Raw genomic sequence first — 15,274 nt, forward strand, 5'->3', positions numbered from 1 at the left:
TCGGTCCTCGGTCATAGACTGGCGTCCCTATGAGCGGTTCATCTGCGGGGTCCTCCTTCGTGCACCTGCACAACCACACCGAGTATTCGATGCTGGACGGTGCCGCGAAGATCACGCCCATGCTCGCCGAGGTGGAGCGGCTGGGGATGCCCGCGGTGGGGATGACCGACCACGGAAACATGTTCGGTGCCAGCGAGTTCTACAACTCCGCGACCAAGGCCGGGATCAAGCCGATCATCGGCGTGGAGGCATACATCGCGCCGGGCTCGCGGTTCGACACCCGGCGCATCCTGTGGGGTGACCCCAGCCAAAAGGCCGACGACGTCTCCGGCAGCGGCTCCTACACGCACCTGACGATGATGGCCGAGAACGCCACCGGTCTGCGCAACCTGTTCAAGCTGTCCTCGCATGCTTCCTTCGAGGGCCAGCTGAGCAAGTGGTCGCGCATGGACGCCGAGCTCATCGCCGAACACGCCGAGGGCATCATCATCACCACCGGATGCCCGTCGGGGGAGGTGCAGACCCGCCTGCGGCTCGGCCAGGATCGGGAGGCGCTCGAAGCCGCGGCGAAGTGGCGGGAGATCGTCGGACCGGACAACTACTTCCTTGAGCTGATGGACCACGGGCTGACCATCGAACGCCGGGTCCGTGACGGTCTGCTCGAGATCGGACGCGCGCTCAACATTCCGCCTCTTGCCACCAATGACTGCCACTACGTGACCCGCGACGCCGCCCACAACCATGAGGCTTTGTTGTGTGTGCAGACCGGCAAGACCCTCTCGGATCCGAATCGCTTCAAGTTCGACGGTGACGGCTACTACCTGAAGTCGGCCGCCGAGATGCGCCAGATCTGGGACGACGAAGTGCCGGGCGCGTGTGACTCCACCTTGTTGATCGCCGAACGGGTGCAGTCCTACGCCGACGTGTGGACACCGCGCGACCGGATGCCCGTGTTTCCGGTGCCCGATGGGCATGACCAGGCGTCCTGGCTGCGTCACGAGGTGGACGCCGGGCTTCGCCGGCGATTTCCGGCCGGTCCGCCGGACGGGTACCGCGAGCGCGCCGCCTACGAGATCGACGTCATCTGCTCCAAAGGTTTCCCATCGTACTTTCTGATCGTCGCCGACCTGATCAGCTACGCGCGGTCGGCGGGCATAAGGGTGGGTCCCGGCCGCGGCTCGGCCGCCGGCTCGCTGGTCGCCTACGCGCTGGGCATCACCGACATCGACCCGATTCCACACGGTCTGCTGTTCGAGCGGTTCCTCAACCCCGAGCGCACCTCGATGCCCGACATCGATATCGACTTCGACGACCGGCGCCGCGGTGAGATGGTGCGCTACGCAGCCGACAAGTGGGGCCACGACCGGGTCGCGCAGGTCATCACCTTCGGCACCATCAAAACCAAAGCGGCGCTGAAGGATTCGGCGCGAATCCACTACGGGCAGCCCGGGTTCGCCATCGCCGACCGGATCACCAAGGCGTTGCCGCCGGCGATCATGGCCAAAGACATCCCGCTGTCTGGGATCACCGATCCCAGCCACGAACGGTACAAGGAGGCCGCCGAGGTCCGCGGCCTGATCGAAACCGACCCGGACGTACGCACCATCTACCAGACCGCACGCGGGTTGGAAGGCCTGATCCGCAACGCGGGTGTGCACGCCTGCGCGGTGATCATGAGCAGCGAGCCGCTGACTGAGGCCATCCCGTTGTGGAAGCGGCCGCAGGACGGGGCCATCATCACCGGCTGGGATTACCCGGCGTGCGAGGCCATCGGTCTGCTGAAAATGGACTTCCTGGGCCTGCGGAACCTGACGATCATCGGCGACGCGATCGACAACGTCAGGGCCAACAGGGGTATCGACCTCGACCTGGAATCCGTGCCGCTGGACGACAAGGCCACCTATGAGCTGCTGGGCCGCGGCGACACCCTGGGCGTGTTCCAGCTCGACGGCGGGCCCATGCGCGACCTGCTGCGCCGCATGCAGCCGACCGGGTTCGAAGACGTCGTCGCCGTTATCGCGCTGTACCGGCCCGGCCCGATGGGCATGAACGCACACAACGACTATGCCGACCGCAAGAACAACCGGCAGGCCATCAAACCTATTCACCCGGAACTCGAAGAACCGCTGCGCGAGATCCTCGCCGAGACCTACGGCCTCATCGTCTATCAAGAGCAGATCATGCGCATCGCGCAGAAGGTGGCGAGCTACTCGTTGGCCCGCGCCGACATTCTACGCAAGGCCATGGGCAAGAAGAAACGCGAGGTGCTGGAGAAGGAGTTCGAGGGCTTCTCCGATGGCATGCAGGCCAACGGGTTCTCTCCGGCGGCCATCAAGGCGCTGTGGGACACCATCCTGCCGTTCGCTGACTACGCGTTCAACAAGTCACATGCCGCCGGCTACGGCATGGTGTCCTACTGGACGGCCTACCTCAAGGCCAACTATCCCGCCGAGTACATGGCCGGTCTGTTGACGTCGGTCGGCGACGATAAAGACAAGGCCGCGGTTTATCTGGCCGACTGCCGCAAGCTCGGCATCACCGTGCTCCCGCCCGACGTCAACGAATCTGGCTTGAACTTCGCATCGGTCGGCCAAGACATCCGCTACGGGCTGGGCGCGGTGCGCAACGTTGGCGCTAATGTCGTGGGCTCGTTGCTCCAAACCCGCAACGACAAGGGCAAGTTCACCGACTTTTCGGACTACCTGAACAAGATCGACATCTCGGCGTGCAACAAGAAGGTGACCGAATCGCTGATCAAGGCGGGTGCGTTCGACTCGCTGGGGCATGCCCGCAAGGGTCTTTTCCTGGTGCACAGCGATGCGGTGGACTCGGTGCTGGGCACCAAGAAGGCCGAGGCACTGGGGCAGTTCGATCTCTTCGGCAGCAATGATGATGGGACCGGCACCGCAGATCCCGTGTTCACCATCAAGGTGCCCGATGATGAGTGGGAGGACAAACACAAACTCGCCCTAGAGCGCGAGATGCTGGGACTGTACGTCTCGGGGCATCCCCTCAACGGTGTGGCACACTTGCTGGCTGCCCAGGTCGACACCGCGATCCCAGCGATCCTCGACGGCGATGTCCCCAACGATGCCCAAGTGCGGGTGGGCGGCATCCTGGCGTCGGTGAACCGGAGGGTCAACAAAAACGGAATGCCATGGGCTTCAGCGCAATTGGAGGATCTCACGGGCGGCATCGAGGTGATGTTCTTCCCGCACACCTACTCCAGCTATGGTGCCGACATCGTCGACGATGCCGTCGTGCTGGTCAACGCCAAGGTGGCGGTCCGTGACGACCGCATCGCATTGATCGCCAATGACCTCACAGTGCCCGACTTTTCCAACGCCGAGGTGGAGCGGCCGCTGGCGGTCAGCTTGCCCACCCGGCAGTGCACCTTTGACAAGGTGAGTGCGCTCAAACAGGTGTTGGCGCGCCACCCCGGCACCTCGCAGGTGCATCTGCGGCTCATCAGCGGAGACCGGATCACCACGCTGGCACTTGATCAGTCGTTGCGGGTGACGCCGTCGCCGGCGTTGATGGGTGACCTCAAGGAGCTGCTCGGCCCTGGATGTCTGGGGAGTTAGCGAGGCGACCGCCCCCAGCGGTTTCCGCACGATCGCCCGTGAGCGCCGCTAATGGATCCAGCCCGACGCCCGACTGTCCCCGTTGAGATACCCCGAGACCTCGTCGTCGAAGTTGGCGAAGCCCGACATGAGGCTGCCGAAGTTGAAGAAGCCAGAGATCGAGGTTCCCGCATTGACGAAACCCGAAATGTTGGCCGTACCGGTGATCGTGGGTACCGAGTTTCTGAAGCCCGACAGATGGTCACCCACGTTGATGATGCCGGCGTTGTAGTTGCCCACGTTGGCCAGGCCCGAGTTACCGGTGACAAATTCGGCGTGTTCGTCACGGGCGTTGTTATCGAAGCCCGAGTTGAAGGTGCCGGCGTTAGCGTAGCCCGAGTTGTTGGTGCCCGTGTGCAGCCAGCCGGAGTTCTGTACCGGCTGGTTGACCGAGTTGAACAATCCGGTGTTGAGATCGCCCGAGTTGAAGAAGCCGGTGTTGATGTTGCCGGAGTTGAAGTAGCCGGTGTTCACGTTGCCCGAGTTGAAATCGCCCGTGTTCATGCTGCCGGCATTGAAGCTACCCGTGTTGGTATGGCCGGAGTTAAACAGACCCATGCTGCCGGTGACCAGGTTTCCGCCCGAGTTTCCGATTCCGGTGTTCGTGGTGCCCGAGTTGAACCAGCCGGTATTGGTGGTGCCGGAGTTGAACCAGCCGGTGCTGGTGGTGGCCGAGTTGAACCAGCCCGTGCTGAGCTGGCCGGAGTTGCCGATACCGGTACTGAGCTCGCCGGAGTTGCCGAAGCCCGAGCTGCGCTCGGCCGAACTGCCGAACTCCACGCTCAGCGCCCCGACTCCATTGCCCGAGTTTCCCATGCCGATGTTGTTATTGCCCGAGTTGAAAAAGCCGATATTACCGTTGCCCGAGTTCCCGAAGCCGAGGTTCCCGCTACCTGAATTGAGGGCGCCGAAACCTATCTGGTTATCACCGGTGAGCCCGAAGCCGATGTTGTTGTTGCCGCTGTTCCCAAACCCGATGTTATGAGAGCCCTTGTTGCCGAAACCGATATTTCCACTGCCAAGGTTGCCGCTGCCAAAGTTGGTGTCGCCGGTGTTTCCGTTACCAAAGTTGACGTTACCGGTGTTTCCGAACCCGAAATTCGAGTTCCCGGTGTTGCCGCCACCCACGTTGAGATTTCCGGTGTTACCGCCGCCAAAGTTGGTGTCGCCGGTATTTCCACTACCCAGGTTATAGCTGCCGAGGTTGCCGCCGCCCAGGTTATAGCTGCCGATGTTTCCGCTACCCCAGTTGAGCGTGCCCGTGTTTCCACTGTCCGGGTTGAGATCCCCGGTGTTGCCGCCACCCAGGTTGTAGCTGCCGATATTGCCGCTGCCCAGGTTGAGATCACCGATATTGGCGTTGCCCAAGTTGACGCTGCCCGTGTTGGCGCTACCCGGGTTGAAGCTGCCCAGGTTGCCGAGGCCCAGATTGCCGCTGGCCAGATTGAAGCCACCGATGGTGACGTTGCCCAGATCGAGAAACGGAAACCCCGCGATGATCACCGCACCGCCGGGCGTGGCTGCCGCGCTCGGCGACGGTGTGAACGGCGTCAGCGACAAGGCGACCGCCGACGCCTCGCCGTGATAACCGAGCATCGCGGCGACATCGGCGGCCCACATCTGCTCATAGACGGCCTCGACGGCCGCGATGGCCGGGGCGTTTTGCCCCAACAGATTCGAGGCCACCAAGGAGCGCAACCGACCTCGATTGGCGCTCACCGCGCCCGGATGCACCGTCGCCGCCAGCGCCGCCTCGAACGCCGATACCGCCGCCTGGGCTTGACCCGCCGCCTGCTCAGCCTGCGCTGCGGCCGTGGTCAGCCAGCGAGCATAGGACGCGGCCACGCCTGTCATGGCCGCTGACGCCGGACCTTGCCAGGACCCGGTGGCCAACTGCGAGGTCACCGCCGAAAATGAGGCCGCCGCCGAACCCAAATCGCCGGCCAGCCCGGTCCAGGCCGACGCCGCCGCCAACATCGGTCCCGGCCCGGCACCAGCGAACATCAGCGCCGAATTGATCTCCGGCGGCAACACCGAAAAATTCATCACAACCATCCCGTCAGCCGGCCACACCCACCGGGCTTCACGGCGCTGTCTGGCCCCAACCGCAGCGAAGCCTACGAAAAAGCCGGGCGCTTCGGACGGGCGCAGGTTAAATCCAGGTAACGCGTGACGAATCTCGCGAGGAGCCTCCTTGCGGCCATGGGCCGCCACGGGTCTCGGTGGTCGCGGCCCCGTGCTTCCGCGTCCTTCGATTGTGGACGTACGCTCACCGATGTGACCTGGGCCATACTGATCCGCTGTCAAGGAGAACGGAAATGACCACAACAGAGCGCCCGACAACCATGTGCGAGGCGTTCCAGCGCACCGCCGTCATGGACCCGGACGCCGTTGCGCTACGGACCCCCGGCGGTAACCAGACAATGACATGGCGAGACTACGCGGCGCAGGTGCGGCGGGTCGCTGCCGGCCTGGCAGGTTTGGGAGTTCGGCGCGGCGACACGGTCTCGCTGATGATGGCGAACCGGATCGAGTTCTACCCGCTCGACGTCGGTGCTCAGCACGTCGGCGCCACCTCGTTTTCGGTGTACAACACCCTGCCCGCCGAGCAGCTGACCTACGTGTTCGACAACGCGGGGACCAAGGTGGTCATCTGCGAGCAACAGTACGTCGATCGCGTTCGCGCCAGCGGTGTGCCCATCGAACACATCGTCTGCGTCGATGGCGCGCCCCCGGCACGCTCTCGCTGACGGATTTGTACGCGGCCGCCTCCGGCGACTTCTTCGACTTCGAGTCGACGTGGCGTGCCGTACAACCCGAGGACATTGTCACCCTCATCTACACGTCCGGCACAACGGGAAACCCCAAGGGTGTGGAGATGACCCACGCCAACCTGCTGTTCGAGGGGTATGCCATCGACGAGGTGCTCGGAATCCGGTTTGGCGATCGGGTGACGTCCTTCCTGCCATCGGCGCACATCGCCGATCGGATGACCGGGCTGTACCTGCAGGAGATGTTCGGCACCCAGGTCACCGCGGTGGCCGACGCGCGCACGATCGCAGCCGCGCTCCCCGACGTGCGGCCAACCGTGTGGGGGGCCGTTCCCCGGGTTTGGGAAAAGCTTAAGGCCGGAATCGAATTCACCGTCGCTCGTGAGACCGACGAGATGAAGCGGCAGGCGTTGGCGTGGGCGATGTCGGTGGCTGGCAAACGCGCCAACGCCCTGCTCGCAGGTGAATCTATGTCGGATCAGCTGGTCGCCGAATGGGCCAAAGCCGACGAGTTGGTGTTGTCCAAGTTGCGCGAGCGGCTGGGCTTCGGCGAGCTGCGGTGGGCCCTGTCCGGAGCGGCGCCGATCCCCAAGGAGACGCTCGCGTTCTTCGCAGGTATCGGCATCCCAATCGCCGAGATTTGGGGAATGTCGGAGCTGAGCTGCGTTGCCACCGCCAGCCATCCCCGCGACGGGCGGCTGGGCACCGTCGGAAAACTACTTCCCGGGCTGCAGGGCAAGATCGCCGAAGACGGTGAGTACCTGGTCCGCGGTCCGCTGGTGATGAAGGGTTATCGCAAAGAACCGGCCAAGACCGCGGAGGCGATCGACTCCGACGGCTGGCTACACACCGGAGATGTCTTCGATATCGACTCCGACGGCTATCTGCGGGTGGTGGACCGCAAGAAGGAGCTGATCATCAATGCGGCCGGAAAAAACATGTCGCCGGCCAACATCGAGAACACCATCCTGGCCGCGTGCCCCATGGTCGGGGTGATGATGGCAATCGGTGACGGGCGAACGTATAACACCGCGCTGTTGGTCTTCGACGCCGACTCTCTCGGTCCGTATGCGGCCCAGCGTGGCCTCGATGCCTCGCCCGCGGCTCTGGCGGCTGACCCGGAGGTGATCGCGCGCATCGCCGCCGGCGTGGCCGAGGGCAACGCCAAATTATCGCGGGTCGAACAGATCAAGCGGTTCCGCATATTGCCCACCCTGTGGGAGCCCGGCGGGGACGAGATAACCCTGACGATGAAACTCAAGCGCCGTCGAATCGCCGCGAAATATTCCGCGGAGATCGAGGAGCTCTACGCCAGCGAGCTGAGACCGCAGGTTTACGAGCCCGCTGCCGTGCCATCGACACAACCGGCATGACGGGGGCTAGCCAGTGACTGCACGGGAGGTGGGCCGCATCGGACTGCGAAAGTTGCTGCAGCGCATCGGTATTGTTGCTGAATCAATGACGCCGCTAGCGACCGACCCCGTTGAGGTTACCCAACTGCTGGATGCCCGATGGTATGACGAGCGGCTGCGTGCGCTGGCCGACGAGCTCGGACGCGATCCGGACAGCGTGCGCGCCGAGGCGGCAGGCTATCTGCGGGAGATGGCCGCCTCGCTGGATGAGCGGGCCGTGCAGGCATGGCGCGGCTTCAGTCGCTGGCTCATGCGCGCCTACGACGTACTGGTCGACGAGGACCAGATCACGCAGCTGCGCAAGCTTGATCGCAAAGCCACCCTGGCGTTCGCGTTCTCGCATCGTTCGTACTTGGATGGGATGCTGCTGCCCGAGGCGATCCTGGCCAACCGGCTCTCGCCGGCGCTGACCTTCGGCGGGGCGAACCTGAACTTCTTTCCGATGGGCGCTTGGGCCAAACGTACCGGGGCTATCTTCATTCGGCGTCAGACGAAAGATATTCCCGTCTACCGCTTCGTATTACGTGCTTACGCCGCGCAGCTGGTGCAAAACCATGTCAACCTCACCTGGTCGATCGAAGGGGGTCGGACCAGAACGGGCAAGCTACGGCCACCGGTGTTCGGGATCCTGCGTTACATCACCGATGCGGTCGACGAAATCGACGGTCCCGAAGTGTATTTGGTGCCGACCTCGATCGTGTACGACCAGCTGCACGAGGTGGAAGCCATGACCACCGAGGCCTATGGCGCGGTGAAACGACCCGAAGACCTGCGCTTTCTGGTCCGGTTGGCGCGACAGCAGGGCGAGCGACTGGGCCGCGCCTATCTCGACTTCGGCGAACCGCTGCCGCTTCGCAAGCGCCTGCAGGAGATGCGCGCCGACAAGTCGGGCACCGGCAGCGAGATCGAACGGATCGCGTTGGATGTCGAGCACCGGATCAACCGCGCCACACCGGTTACCCCCACCGCGGTGGTGAGTCTGGCCCTGCTGGGCGCGGACCGCTCGTTGTCCATCAGCGAGGTGTTGGCGACGGTTCGCCCGTTGGCCAGCTACATAGCTGCCCGCAACTGGGCGGTGGCCGGCGCCGCCGATCTGACGAATCGCTCGACGATCCGGTGGACCTTGCATCAGATGGTTGCTTCCGGCGTGGTGAGTGTCTACGACGCGGGCACCGAGGCGGTGTGGGGCATCGGCGAGGACCAGCACCTGGTGGCGGCGTTTTACCGCAACACCGCGATCCATATCCTGGTCGATCGGGCCGTCGCCGAGTTGGCGTTGCTGGCGGCCGCAGAGACCACAACAAACGGCTCGGTTTCCCCGGCGACCGTGCGTGATGAGGCGTTGAGCCTTCGCGACTTGCTGAAGTTCGAGTTCTTGTTTTCTGGCCGTGCCCAGTTTGAGAAAGACCTCGCAAACGAGGTACTGCTGATCGGGTCGGTGGTCGACACCTCCAAGCCCGCGGCCGCAGCCGATGTGTGGCGCCTGCTGGAATCGGCCGATGTGCTGCTGGCCCACCTGGTGCTGCGGCCGTTTCTCGATGCCTACCACATTGTCGCCGATCGGCTGGCCGCCCATGAAGACGACTCTTTCGACGAGGAAGGGTTTCTGGCCGAGTGTCTACAGGTCGGCAAGCAGTGGGAGCTGCAGCGCAATATCGCCAGCGCCGAGTCCAGGTCGATGGAGCTGTTCAAGACCGCACTGCGCCTGGCTCGCCATCGCGAGCTGGTCGACGGTGCCGATGCGACGGACATCGCCAAACGCCGACAGCAGTTCGCCGACGAGATAGCCACGGCAACCAGGCGGGTAAACACAATCGCAGAACTGGCCCGCAGGCAATGAGCGACAAATGCGGCCGCCAGGGCCGCTGCGCCGTCCAGCGAACGGGTCAAACGGTGGACGCGCCATCCCCCCGGGCATAGTCTGAATGTGATCTAGGTCACGTGCCAGCACCGGAGGAGGCGGGACTATGGTCGCGACCACTACGCACTTCCCGAAGCAAAAAGCGCCCTGCGGGCACATGGTTGACGGCGATCACCACATCGAGCGCGACGACGAAGGCCTTGCCTACGACGACCTCAAGTTTTCCTGCGGCTGCCGCGAAATCCGGCATTTCTACCACGACGGATCCATGCGGGTACGCACGATTCGACACGACGGCAAGGTGTTGAAGGACGAGCACAGCGGCGATCACGAAGCGTGAACCAGCGCGATGACCGCCCAACACAACATCGTGGTTATCGGCGGCGGTGGTGCGGGTCTGCGCGCCGCGATTGCGATAGCCGAAACCAATCCGCACCTGGATGTGGCGATCGTTTCCAAGGTGTACCCGATGCGCAGCCACACCGTCTCGGCTGAGGGCGGCGCCGCGGCGGTGACCGGTGACGACGACAGCCTCGATGAACACGCGCACGACACGGTATCCGGTGGCGACTGGCTGTGTGACCAAGATGCGGTCGAGGCTTTCGTGGCCGAGGCGCCCAAAGAGTTGGTGCAGCTCGAGCATTGGGGCTGTCCGTGGAGCCGTAAACCAGACGGGCGCGTTGCCGTTCGCCCGTTCGGCGGGATGAAGAAGCTGCGCACCTGGTTTGCCGCCGACAAGACGGGATTTCACCTCCTGCACACGTTGTTTCAACGGCTGCTCACCTATTCCGACGTCATGCGCTATGACGAGTGGTTCGCTACGACGCTGCTGGTCGACGACGGCAGGGTATGTGGTCTGGTCGCTATCGAGTTGGCGACCGGGCGCATCGAGACGATCCTTGCCGACGCGGTGATTCTGTGCACCGGCGGATGCGGGCGGGTATTTCCATTCACCACCAACGCGAACATCAAGACCGGCGACGGCATGGCGCTCGCATTCCGCGCGGGCGCGCCCCTAAAAGACATGGAATTCGTCCAATACCACCCCACCGGACTGCCGTTCACCGGGATCTTGATCACCGAGGCCGCACGAGCTGAAGGCGGCTGGCTGCTCAACAAAGACGGCTACCGCTACCTCCAGGATTACGACCTCGGCAAGCCCACGCCCGAGCCCAGGCTGCGCAGTATGGAGCTCGGGCCCAGGGACCGACTGTCGCAGGCCTTCGTACACGAGCACAACAAAGGAAGGACGGTCGACACCCCGTACGGCCCCGTCGTCTATCTAGACCTGCGGCACCTGGGGGCGGACCTGATCGATGCAAAGTTGCCGTTCGTACGTGAGCTGTGCCGCGACTACCAGCACATCGACCCCGTGGTCGAATTGGTCCCGGTACGACCGGTAGTGCACTACATGATGGGTGGCGTTCACACCGATATCAACGGCGCCACAACGCTTCCCGGGCTATATGCCGCAGGTGAAACAGCCTGCGTGAGCATTAATGGCGCCAACCGCCTGGGGTCGAACTCGCTGCCCGAGCTGCTGGTGTTCGGGGCTCGAGCGGGCCGTGCCGCCGCGGATTACGCAGCGCGCCACCAAAAGTCGGACCGTGGCCCGTCGTCGGCAGTGCGGGCTCAGGCCCGCACCGAGGCTCTACGGCTAGAGCGTGAGCTCAGCCGCCATGGCCAGGGAGGCGAACGAATCGCGGATATTCGGGCGGACATGCAGGCCACCTTGGAAAGCGCCGCGGGTATTTATCGTGACGGACCCACCCTCACCAAAGCGGTCGAGGAGATTCGGGTGCTGCAGGAACGATTCGCCACGGCGGGCATCGACGATCACAGCCGCACATTCAACACCGAGCTGACTGCGCTGCTCGAGTTGTCGGGGATGCTCGACGTTGCACTGGCGATCGTCGAATCGGGTTTGCGCCGAGAAGAATCCCGTGGCGCACACCAGCGAACCGACTTTCCGAACCGGGACGACGAGCATTTCTTGGCGCACACCTTGGTTCATAGAGAAAGCGACGGAACGCTGCGGGTCGGCTACCTTCCGGTCACTATCACTCGCTGGCCACCGGGCGAACGCGTGTATGGGAGGTAAGGATGATGGATCGAATTGTCATGGAGGTCTCCCGGTATCGGCCCGAGATCGAATCGGCCCCGACATTTCAGGCCTACGAGGTTCCCCTCACCCGCGAATGGGCGGTGTTGGACGGCCTGACCTACATCAAGGATCACCTCGACGGAACACTCTCCTTCCGCTGGTCGTGCCGGATGGGTATCTGCGGCAGTAGTGGTATGACGATCAACGGCGACCCAAAGCTGGCGTGCGCGACATTCCTTGCCGATTACCTACCCGGGCCGGTGCGGGTGGAGCCGATGCGAAACTTCCCGGTGATCCGCGATCTCGTTGTCGACATCAGTGACTTCATGGCCAAGCTGCCCAGTGTGAAGCCGTGGCTCGTCCGGCATGATGAACCGCCCGTCGAAGACGGCGAATACCGGCAGACCCCGGCCGAACTCGATGCATTCAAGCAGTTCAGCATGTGTATCAACTGCATGTTGTGCTACTCGGCGTGCCCGGTGTACGCGCTGGACCCCGACTTCCTCGGTCCGGCGGCGATCGCGCTGGGGCAGCGGTACAACCTGGACTCGCGCGACCAAGGTGCGGCGGATCGCAGGGATGTCCTGGCCGCGGCCGACGGCGCTTGGGCGTGCACCCTGGTGGGCGAATGTTCGACGGCTTGTCCGAAAGGCGTCGATCCTGCCGGCGCGATCCAGCGCTACAAGCTGACCGCGGCCACGCACGCGCTGAAGAAGTTGCTGTTCCCTTGGGGGGGCGGATGAGCGCCTATCGCCAGCCGGTCGAAAGATACTGGTGGGCGAGGCGGCGTTCTTACCTGCGATTCATGCTTCGCGAAATCAGTTGCATCTTCGTGGCCTGGTTTGTTCTCTATCTGATGCTGGTATTGCGCGCCGTTGGCGCGGGCGGGAATTCCTACCAGCGGTTTTTGGACTTCAGCGCCAATCCGGTTGTCGTAGTGCTGAACGTCGTCGCGTTGAGTTTCCTGCTGCTGCATGCTGTTACCTGGTTCGGATCGGCACCGCGCGCGATGGTGATTCAGGTTCGCGGCCGCCGGGTACCCGCTCGCGCGGTCCTTGCTGGGCACTACGCGGCATGGCTGGTGGTTTCGGTGATCGTTGCCTGGATGGTGCTGTCATGACTCCCTCGACATCGGATGCCAGGTCGCGCCGACGCTCGGCGGAGCCCTTCCTGTGGCTGCTGTTCAGCGCCGGGGGCATGGTCACCGCCCTGGTTGCGCCCGTCCTGCTGTTGCTGTTCGGACTCGCGTTTCCGCTCGGGTGGCTCGACGCGCCCGACCACGGGCACCTACTGGCGATGGTGCGCAACCCGATCACCAAGCTTGTTGTGCTGGTCCTGGTGGTACTGGCCCTGTTCCATGCGGCGCACCGGTTCCGGTTCGTGCTCGACCATGGGCTGCAACTGGGCCGGTTCGACCGAGTGATCGCCCTGTGGTGTTACGGCATGGCCGTGTTGGGCTCGGCGACGGCGGGTTGGATGTTGCTCACTATGTAAAGTCGCTGGCCGGGCGCTTTGGCCGCCGGCACGGTACGGTACGGACCTGTACCACCACAACGGTTCTATGGTAGGCGCTGTGACCCAGATAGCGGATCGGCCTACAGACCCCTCGCCCTGGTCGCCGCGAGAGACCGAGTTACTGGCGGTGACACTACGGCTGCTGCAGGAGCACGGTTATGACCGGCTAACAGTGGATGCCGTTGCGGCGAGCGCCCGCGCCAGCAAGGCAACGGTCTACCGGCGCTGGCCGTCGAAAGCCGAATTGGTGCTGGCCGCGTTCATCGAGGGCATCCGCCAGGTCGCGGTCCCGCCCAATACCGGCAACCTGCGCGACGACTTGCTGCGACTGGGGGAGCTGATCTGTCGGGAGGTGGGCCAACACGCCAGCACCATCCGCGCGGTGCTCGTCGAAGTGTCGCGCAATCCTGCCCTCAACGACGTTTTGCAGCATCAGTTCGTCGACCACCGTAAGGCCCTGATCCAGTACATCTTGCAGCAGGCCGTCGACCGCGGTGAGATCTCCAGCGCGGCCATCAGCGATGAACTCTGGGACCTGCTACCCGGCTACCTCATCTTCCGGTCCATCATCCCCAACCGGCCGCCCACCCAGGACACGGTGCAAGCCCTCGTCGACGACGTGATACTCCCCAGCCTCACCCGATCCACCGGTTGAGTCAGCGGTGCGAATGGCTGGGCACCGTTGTGGTGTCCGGTCCCGTACCGTACTGTTGAATCCGCGGATCCCCGCCTGAGGTACGGGGCGTGGTCGCGCCCCGGGCAATAGCGTCGCCGGTTATCGAAAGGCTAACGGGTGCAGGGGATTTCAGTGACTGGCCTGGTCAAACGCGGCTGGATGGTGAGATCCGTCTTTGACACGATCGACGGTATCGACCAACTCGGCGAGCAGCTGGCCAGCGTGACCGTAACCTTGGACAAGTTGGCTGCGATCCAGCCTCAATTGGTGGCGCTGCTACCAGACGAGATCGCCAGCCAGCAGATCAATCGGGAACTGGCGCTGGCTAACTACGCCACCATGTCCGGGATCTATGCCCAGACGGCGGCCTTGATCGAAAACGCTGCCGCCATGGGACAAGCCTTTGACGCCGCCAAGAACGACGACTCCTTCTATCTGCCGCCGGAGGCTTTTGACAACCCAGATTTCCAGCGCGGCCTGAAATTGTTCCTGTCGGCAGACGGTAAGGCGGCTCGGATGATCATCTCCCATGAAGGCGATCCCGCCACCCCCGAAGGCATTTCGCATATCGACGCGATCAAGCAGGCGGCCCACGAGGCCGTGAAGGGCACTCCCATGGCGGGTGCTGGGATCTATCTGGCCGGCACGGCCGCCACCTTCAAGGACATTCAAGACGGCGCCACCTACGACCTCCTGATCGCCGGAATAGCCGCGCTGAGCTTGATTTTGCTCATCATGATGATCATTACCCGAAGCCTGGTTGCGGCGCTGGTGATCGTGGGCACGGTGGCGCTGTCGTTGGGCGCTTCTTTTGGCCTGTCCGTGCTGGTGTGGCAGCATCTTCTCGGTATCCAGTTGTACTGGATCGTGCTCGCGCTGGCCGTCATCCTGCTCCTGGCCGTGGGATCGGACTATAACTTGCTGCTGATTTCCCGATTCAAGGAGGAGATCGGTGCAGGTTTGAACACCGGCATCATCCGTGCGATGGCCGGCACCGGCGGGGTGGTGACCGCTGCCGGCCTGGTGTTCGCCGCCACTATGTCTTCGTTCGTGTTCAGTGATTTGCGGGTCCTCGGTCAGATCGGGACCACCATTGGTCTTGGGCTGCTGTTCGACACGCTGGTGGTGCGCGCGTTCATGACCCCGTCCATCGCGGTGCTGCTCGGGCGCTGGTTCTGGTGGCCGCAACGAGTGCGCCCGCGCCCTGCCAGCAGGATGCTTCGGCCGTACGGCCCGCGGCCCGTGGTTCGTGAATTGCTGCTGCGCGAGGGCAACGATGACCCGAGAACTCAGGTGGCTACCCACCGTTAAG

At 63.7% G+C, this 15,274-nt stretch carries 10 protein-coding genes; 9 read left to right on the forward strand and 1 reads right to left on the reverse strand.

The window, feature by feature from the left end; genetic code table 11:
• Positions 1-29: 29 nt before the first annotated feature.
• On the forward strand, positions 30-3,584 hold the full coding sequence (dnaE1, locus tag Rv1547; RefSeq protein ID NP_216063.1) for a DNA polymerase III subunit alpha: 3,555 nt from the start codon (positions 30-32) through the stop codon (positions 3,582-3,584).
• Positions 3,585-3,632: 48 nt separating this feature from the next.
• Here dnaE1 and PPE21 read toward each other — a convergent pair whose 3' ends face one another.
• Positions 3,633-5,669, reverse strand: a complete 2,037-nt coding sequence (gene PPE21, locus Rv1548c; RefSeq protein ID YP_177817.1) for a PPE family protein PPE21 — start codon at positions 5,667-5,669, stop codon at positions 3,633-3,635.
• Positions 5,670-6,051: 382 nt separating this feature from the next.
• On the opposite strand from PPE21, the gene fadD11 reads away from it, so the two are divergent.
• The 8 genes from fadD11 (at position 6,052) to mmpL6 (ending at position 15,273) form a co-directional block, all read left to right on the forward strand.
• Positions 6,052-7,767 (forward strand): fatty-acid--CoA ligase FadD11, encoded by a 1,716-nt coding sequence (gene fadD11 / locus Rv1550; RefSeq protein ID NP_216066.1) that lies wholly within the window; start codon positions 6,052-6,054, stop codon positions 7,765-7,767.
• Positions 7,768-7,780: 13 nt separating this feature from the next.
• Positions 7,781-9,646: an acyltransferase PlsB gene (plsB1, locus tag Rv1551; RefSeq protein ID NP_216067.1), complete on the forward strand. Its 1,866-nt coding sequence runs from the start codon at positions 7,781-7,783 to the stop codon at positions 9,644-9,646.
• Between the two features lie 370 nt (positions 9,647-10,016).
• Positions 10,017-11,768, forward strand: a complete 1,752-nt coding sequence (gene frdA / locus Rv1552) for a fumarate reductase flavoprotein subunit (protein ID NP_216068.1) — start codon at positions 10,017-10,019, stop codon at positions 11,766-11,768.
• Positions 11,769-11,770: 2 nt separating this feature from the next.
• Entirely contained in the window at positions 11,771-12,514 is a 744-nt protein-coding gene (frdB, locus tag Rv1553; protein NP_216069.1) for a fumarate reductase iron-sulfur subunit, read from the forward strand.
• Positions 12,511-12,891, forward strand: a complete 381-nt coding sequence (gene frdC, locus Rv1554; protein NP_216070.1) for a fumarate reductase membrane anchor subunit — start codon at positions 12,511-12,513, stop codon at positions 12,889-12,891. Before frdB ends, frdC begins: the two co-directional genes overlap by 4 nt.
• A complete protein-coding gene (gene frdD / locus Rv1555; RefSeq protein NP_216071.1) occupies positions 12,888-13,265 on the forward strand; it encodes a fumarate reductase membrane anchor subunit in 378 nt (125 codons plus the stop codon). Before frdC ends, frdD begins: the two co-directional genes overlap by 4 nt.
• Before the next feature lie 67 nt (positions 13,266-13,332).
• The gene (locus Rv1556) at positions 13,333-13,941 is read left to right on the forward strand and encodes an HTH-type transcriptional regulator (RefSeq protein NP_216072.1); all 609 of its coding nucleotides are present in this window, start codon (positions 13,333-13,335) and stop codon (positions 13,939-13,941) included.
• A 138-nt stretch (positions 13,942-14,079) separates the two neighbouring features.
• Positions 14,080-15,273 (forward strand): transmembrane transport protein MmpL6, encoded by a 1,194-nt coding sequence (gene mmpL6 / locus Rv1557; RefSeq protein ID NP_216073.1) that lies wholly within the window; start codon positions 14,080-14,082, stop codon positions 15,271-15,273.
• Position 15,274 lies beyond the last annotated feature (1 nt).

Origin of the sequence: Mycobacterium tuberculosis H37Rv, from assembly GCF_000195955.2 — a bacterium.
Taxonomy (GTDB): domain Bacteria; phylum Actinomycetota; class Actinomycetes; order Mycobacteriales; family Mycobacteriaceae; genus Mycobacterium; species Mycobacterium tuberculosis.

Bases quoted from the DNA above. Each gene is read 5' to 3' on its own strand.
- PPE21 (YP_177817.1), bottom strand. From the start codon at position 5,669: ATGAATTTTTCGGTGTTGCCGCCGGAGATCAATTCGGCGCTGATGTTC.
- Rv1556 (NP_216072.1), top strand. From the start codon at position 13,333: ATGGTAGGCGCTGTGACCCAGATAGCGGATCGGCCTACAGACCCCTCG.
- frdC (NP_216070.1), top strand. From the start codon at position 12,511: ATGAGCGCCTATCGCCAGCCGGTCGAAAGATACTGGTGGGCGAGGCGG.
- dnaE1 (NP_216063.1), top strand. From the start codon at position 30: ATGAGCGGTTCATCTGCGGGGTCCTCCTTCGTGCACCTGCACAACCAC.
- frdB (NP_216069.1), top strand. From the start codon at position 11,771: ATGATGGATCGAATTGTCATGGAGGTCTCCCGGTATCGGCCCGAGATC.
- fadD11 (NP_216066.1), top strand. From the start codon at position 6,052: ATGGCGAGACTACGCGGCGCAGGTGCGGCGGGTCGCTGCCGGCCTGGC.
- frdA (NP_216068.1), top strand. From the start codon at position 10,017: ATGACCGCCCAACACAACATCGTGGTTATCGGCGGCGGTGGTGCGGGT.
- frdD (NP_216071.1), top strand. From the start codon at position 12,888: ATGACTCCCTCGACATCGGATGCCAGGTCGCGCCGACGCTCGGCGGAG.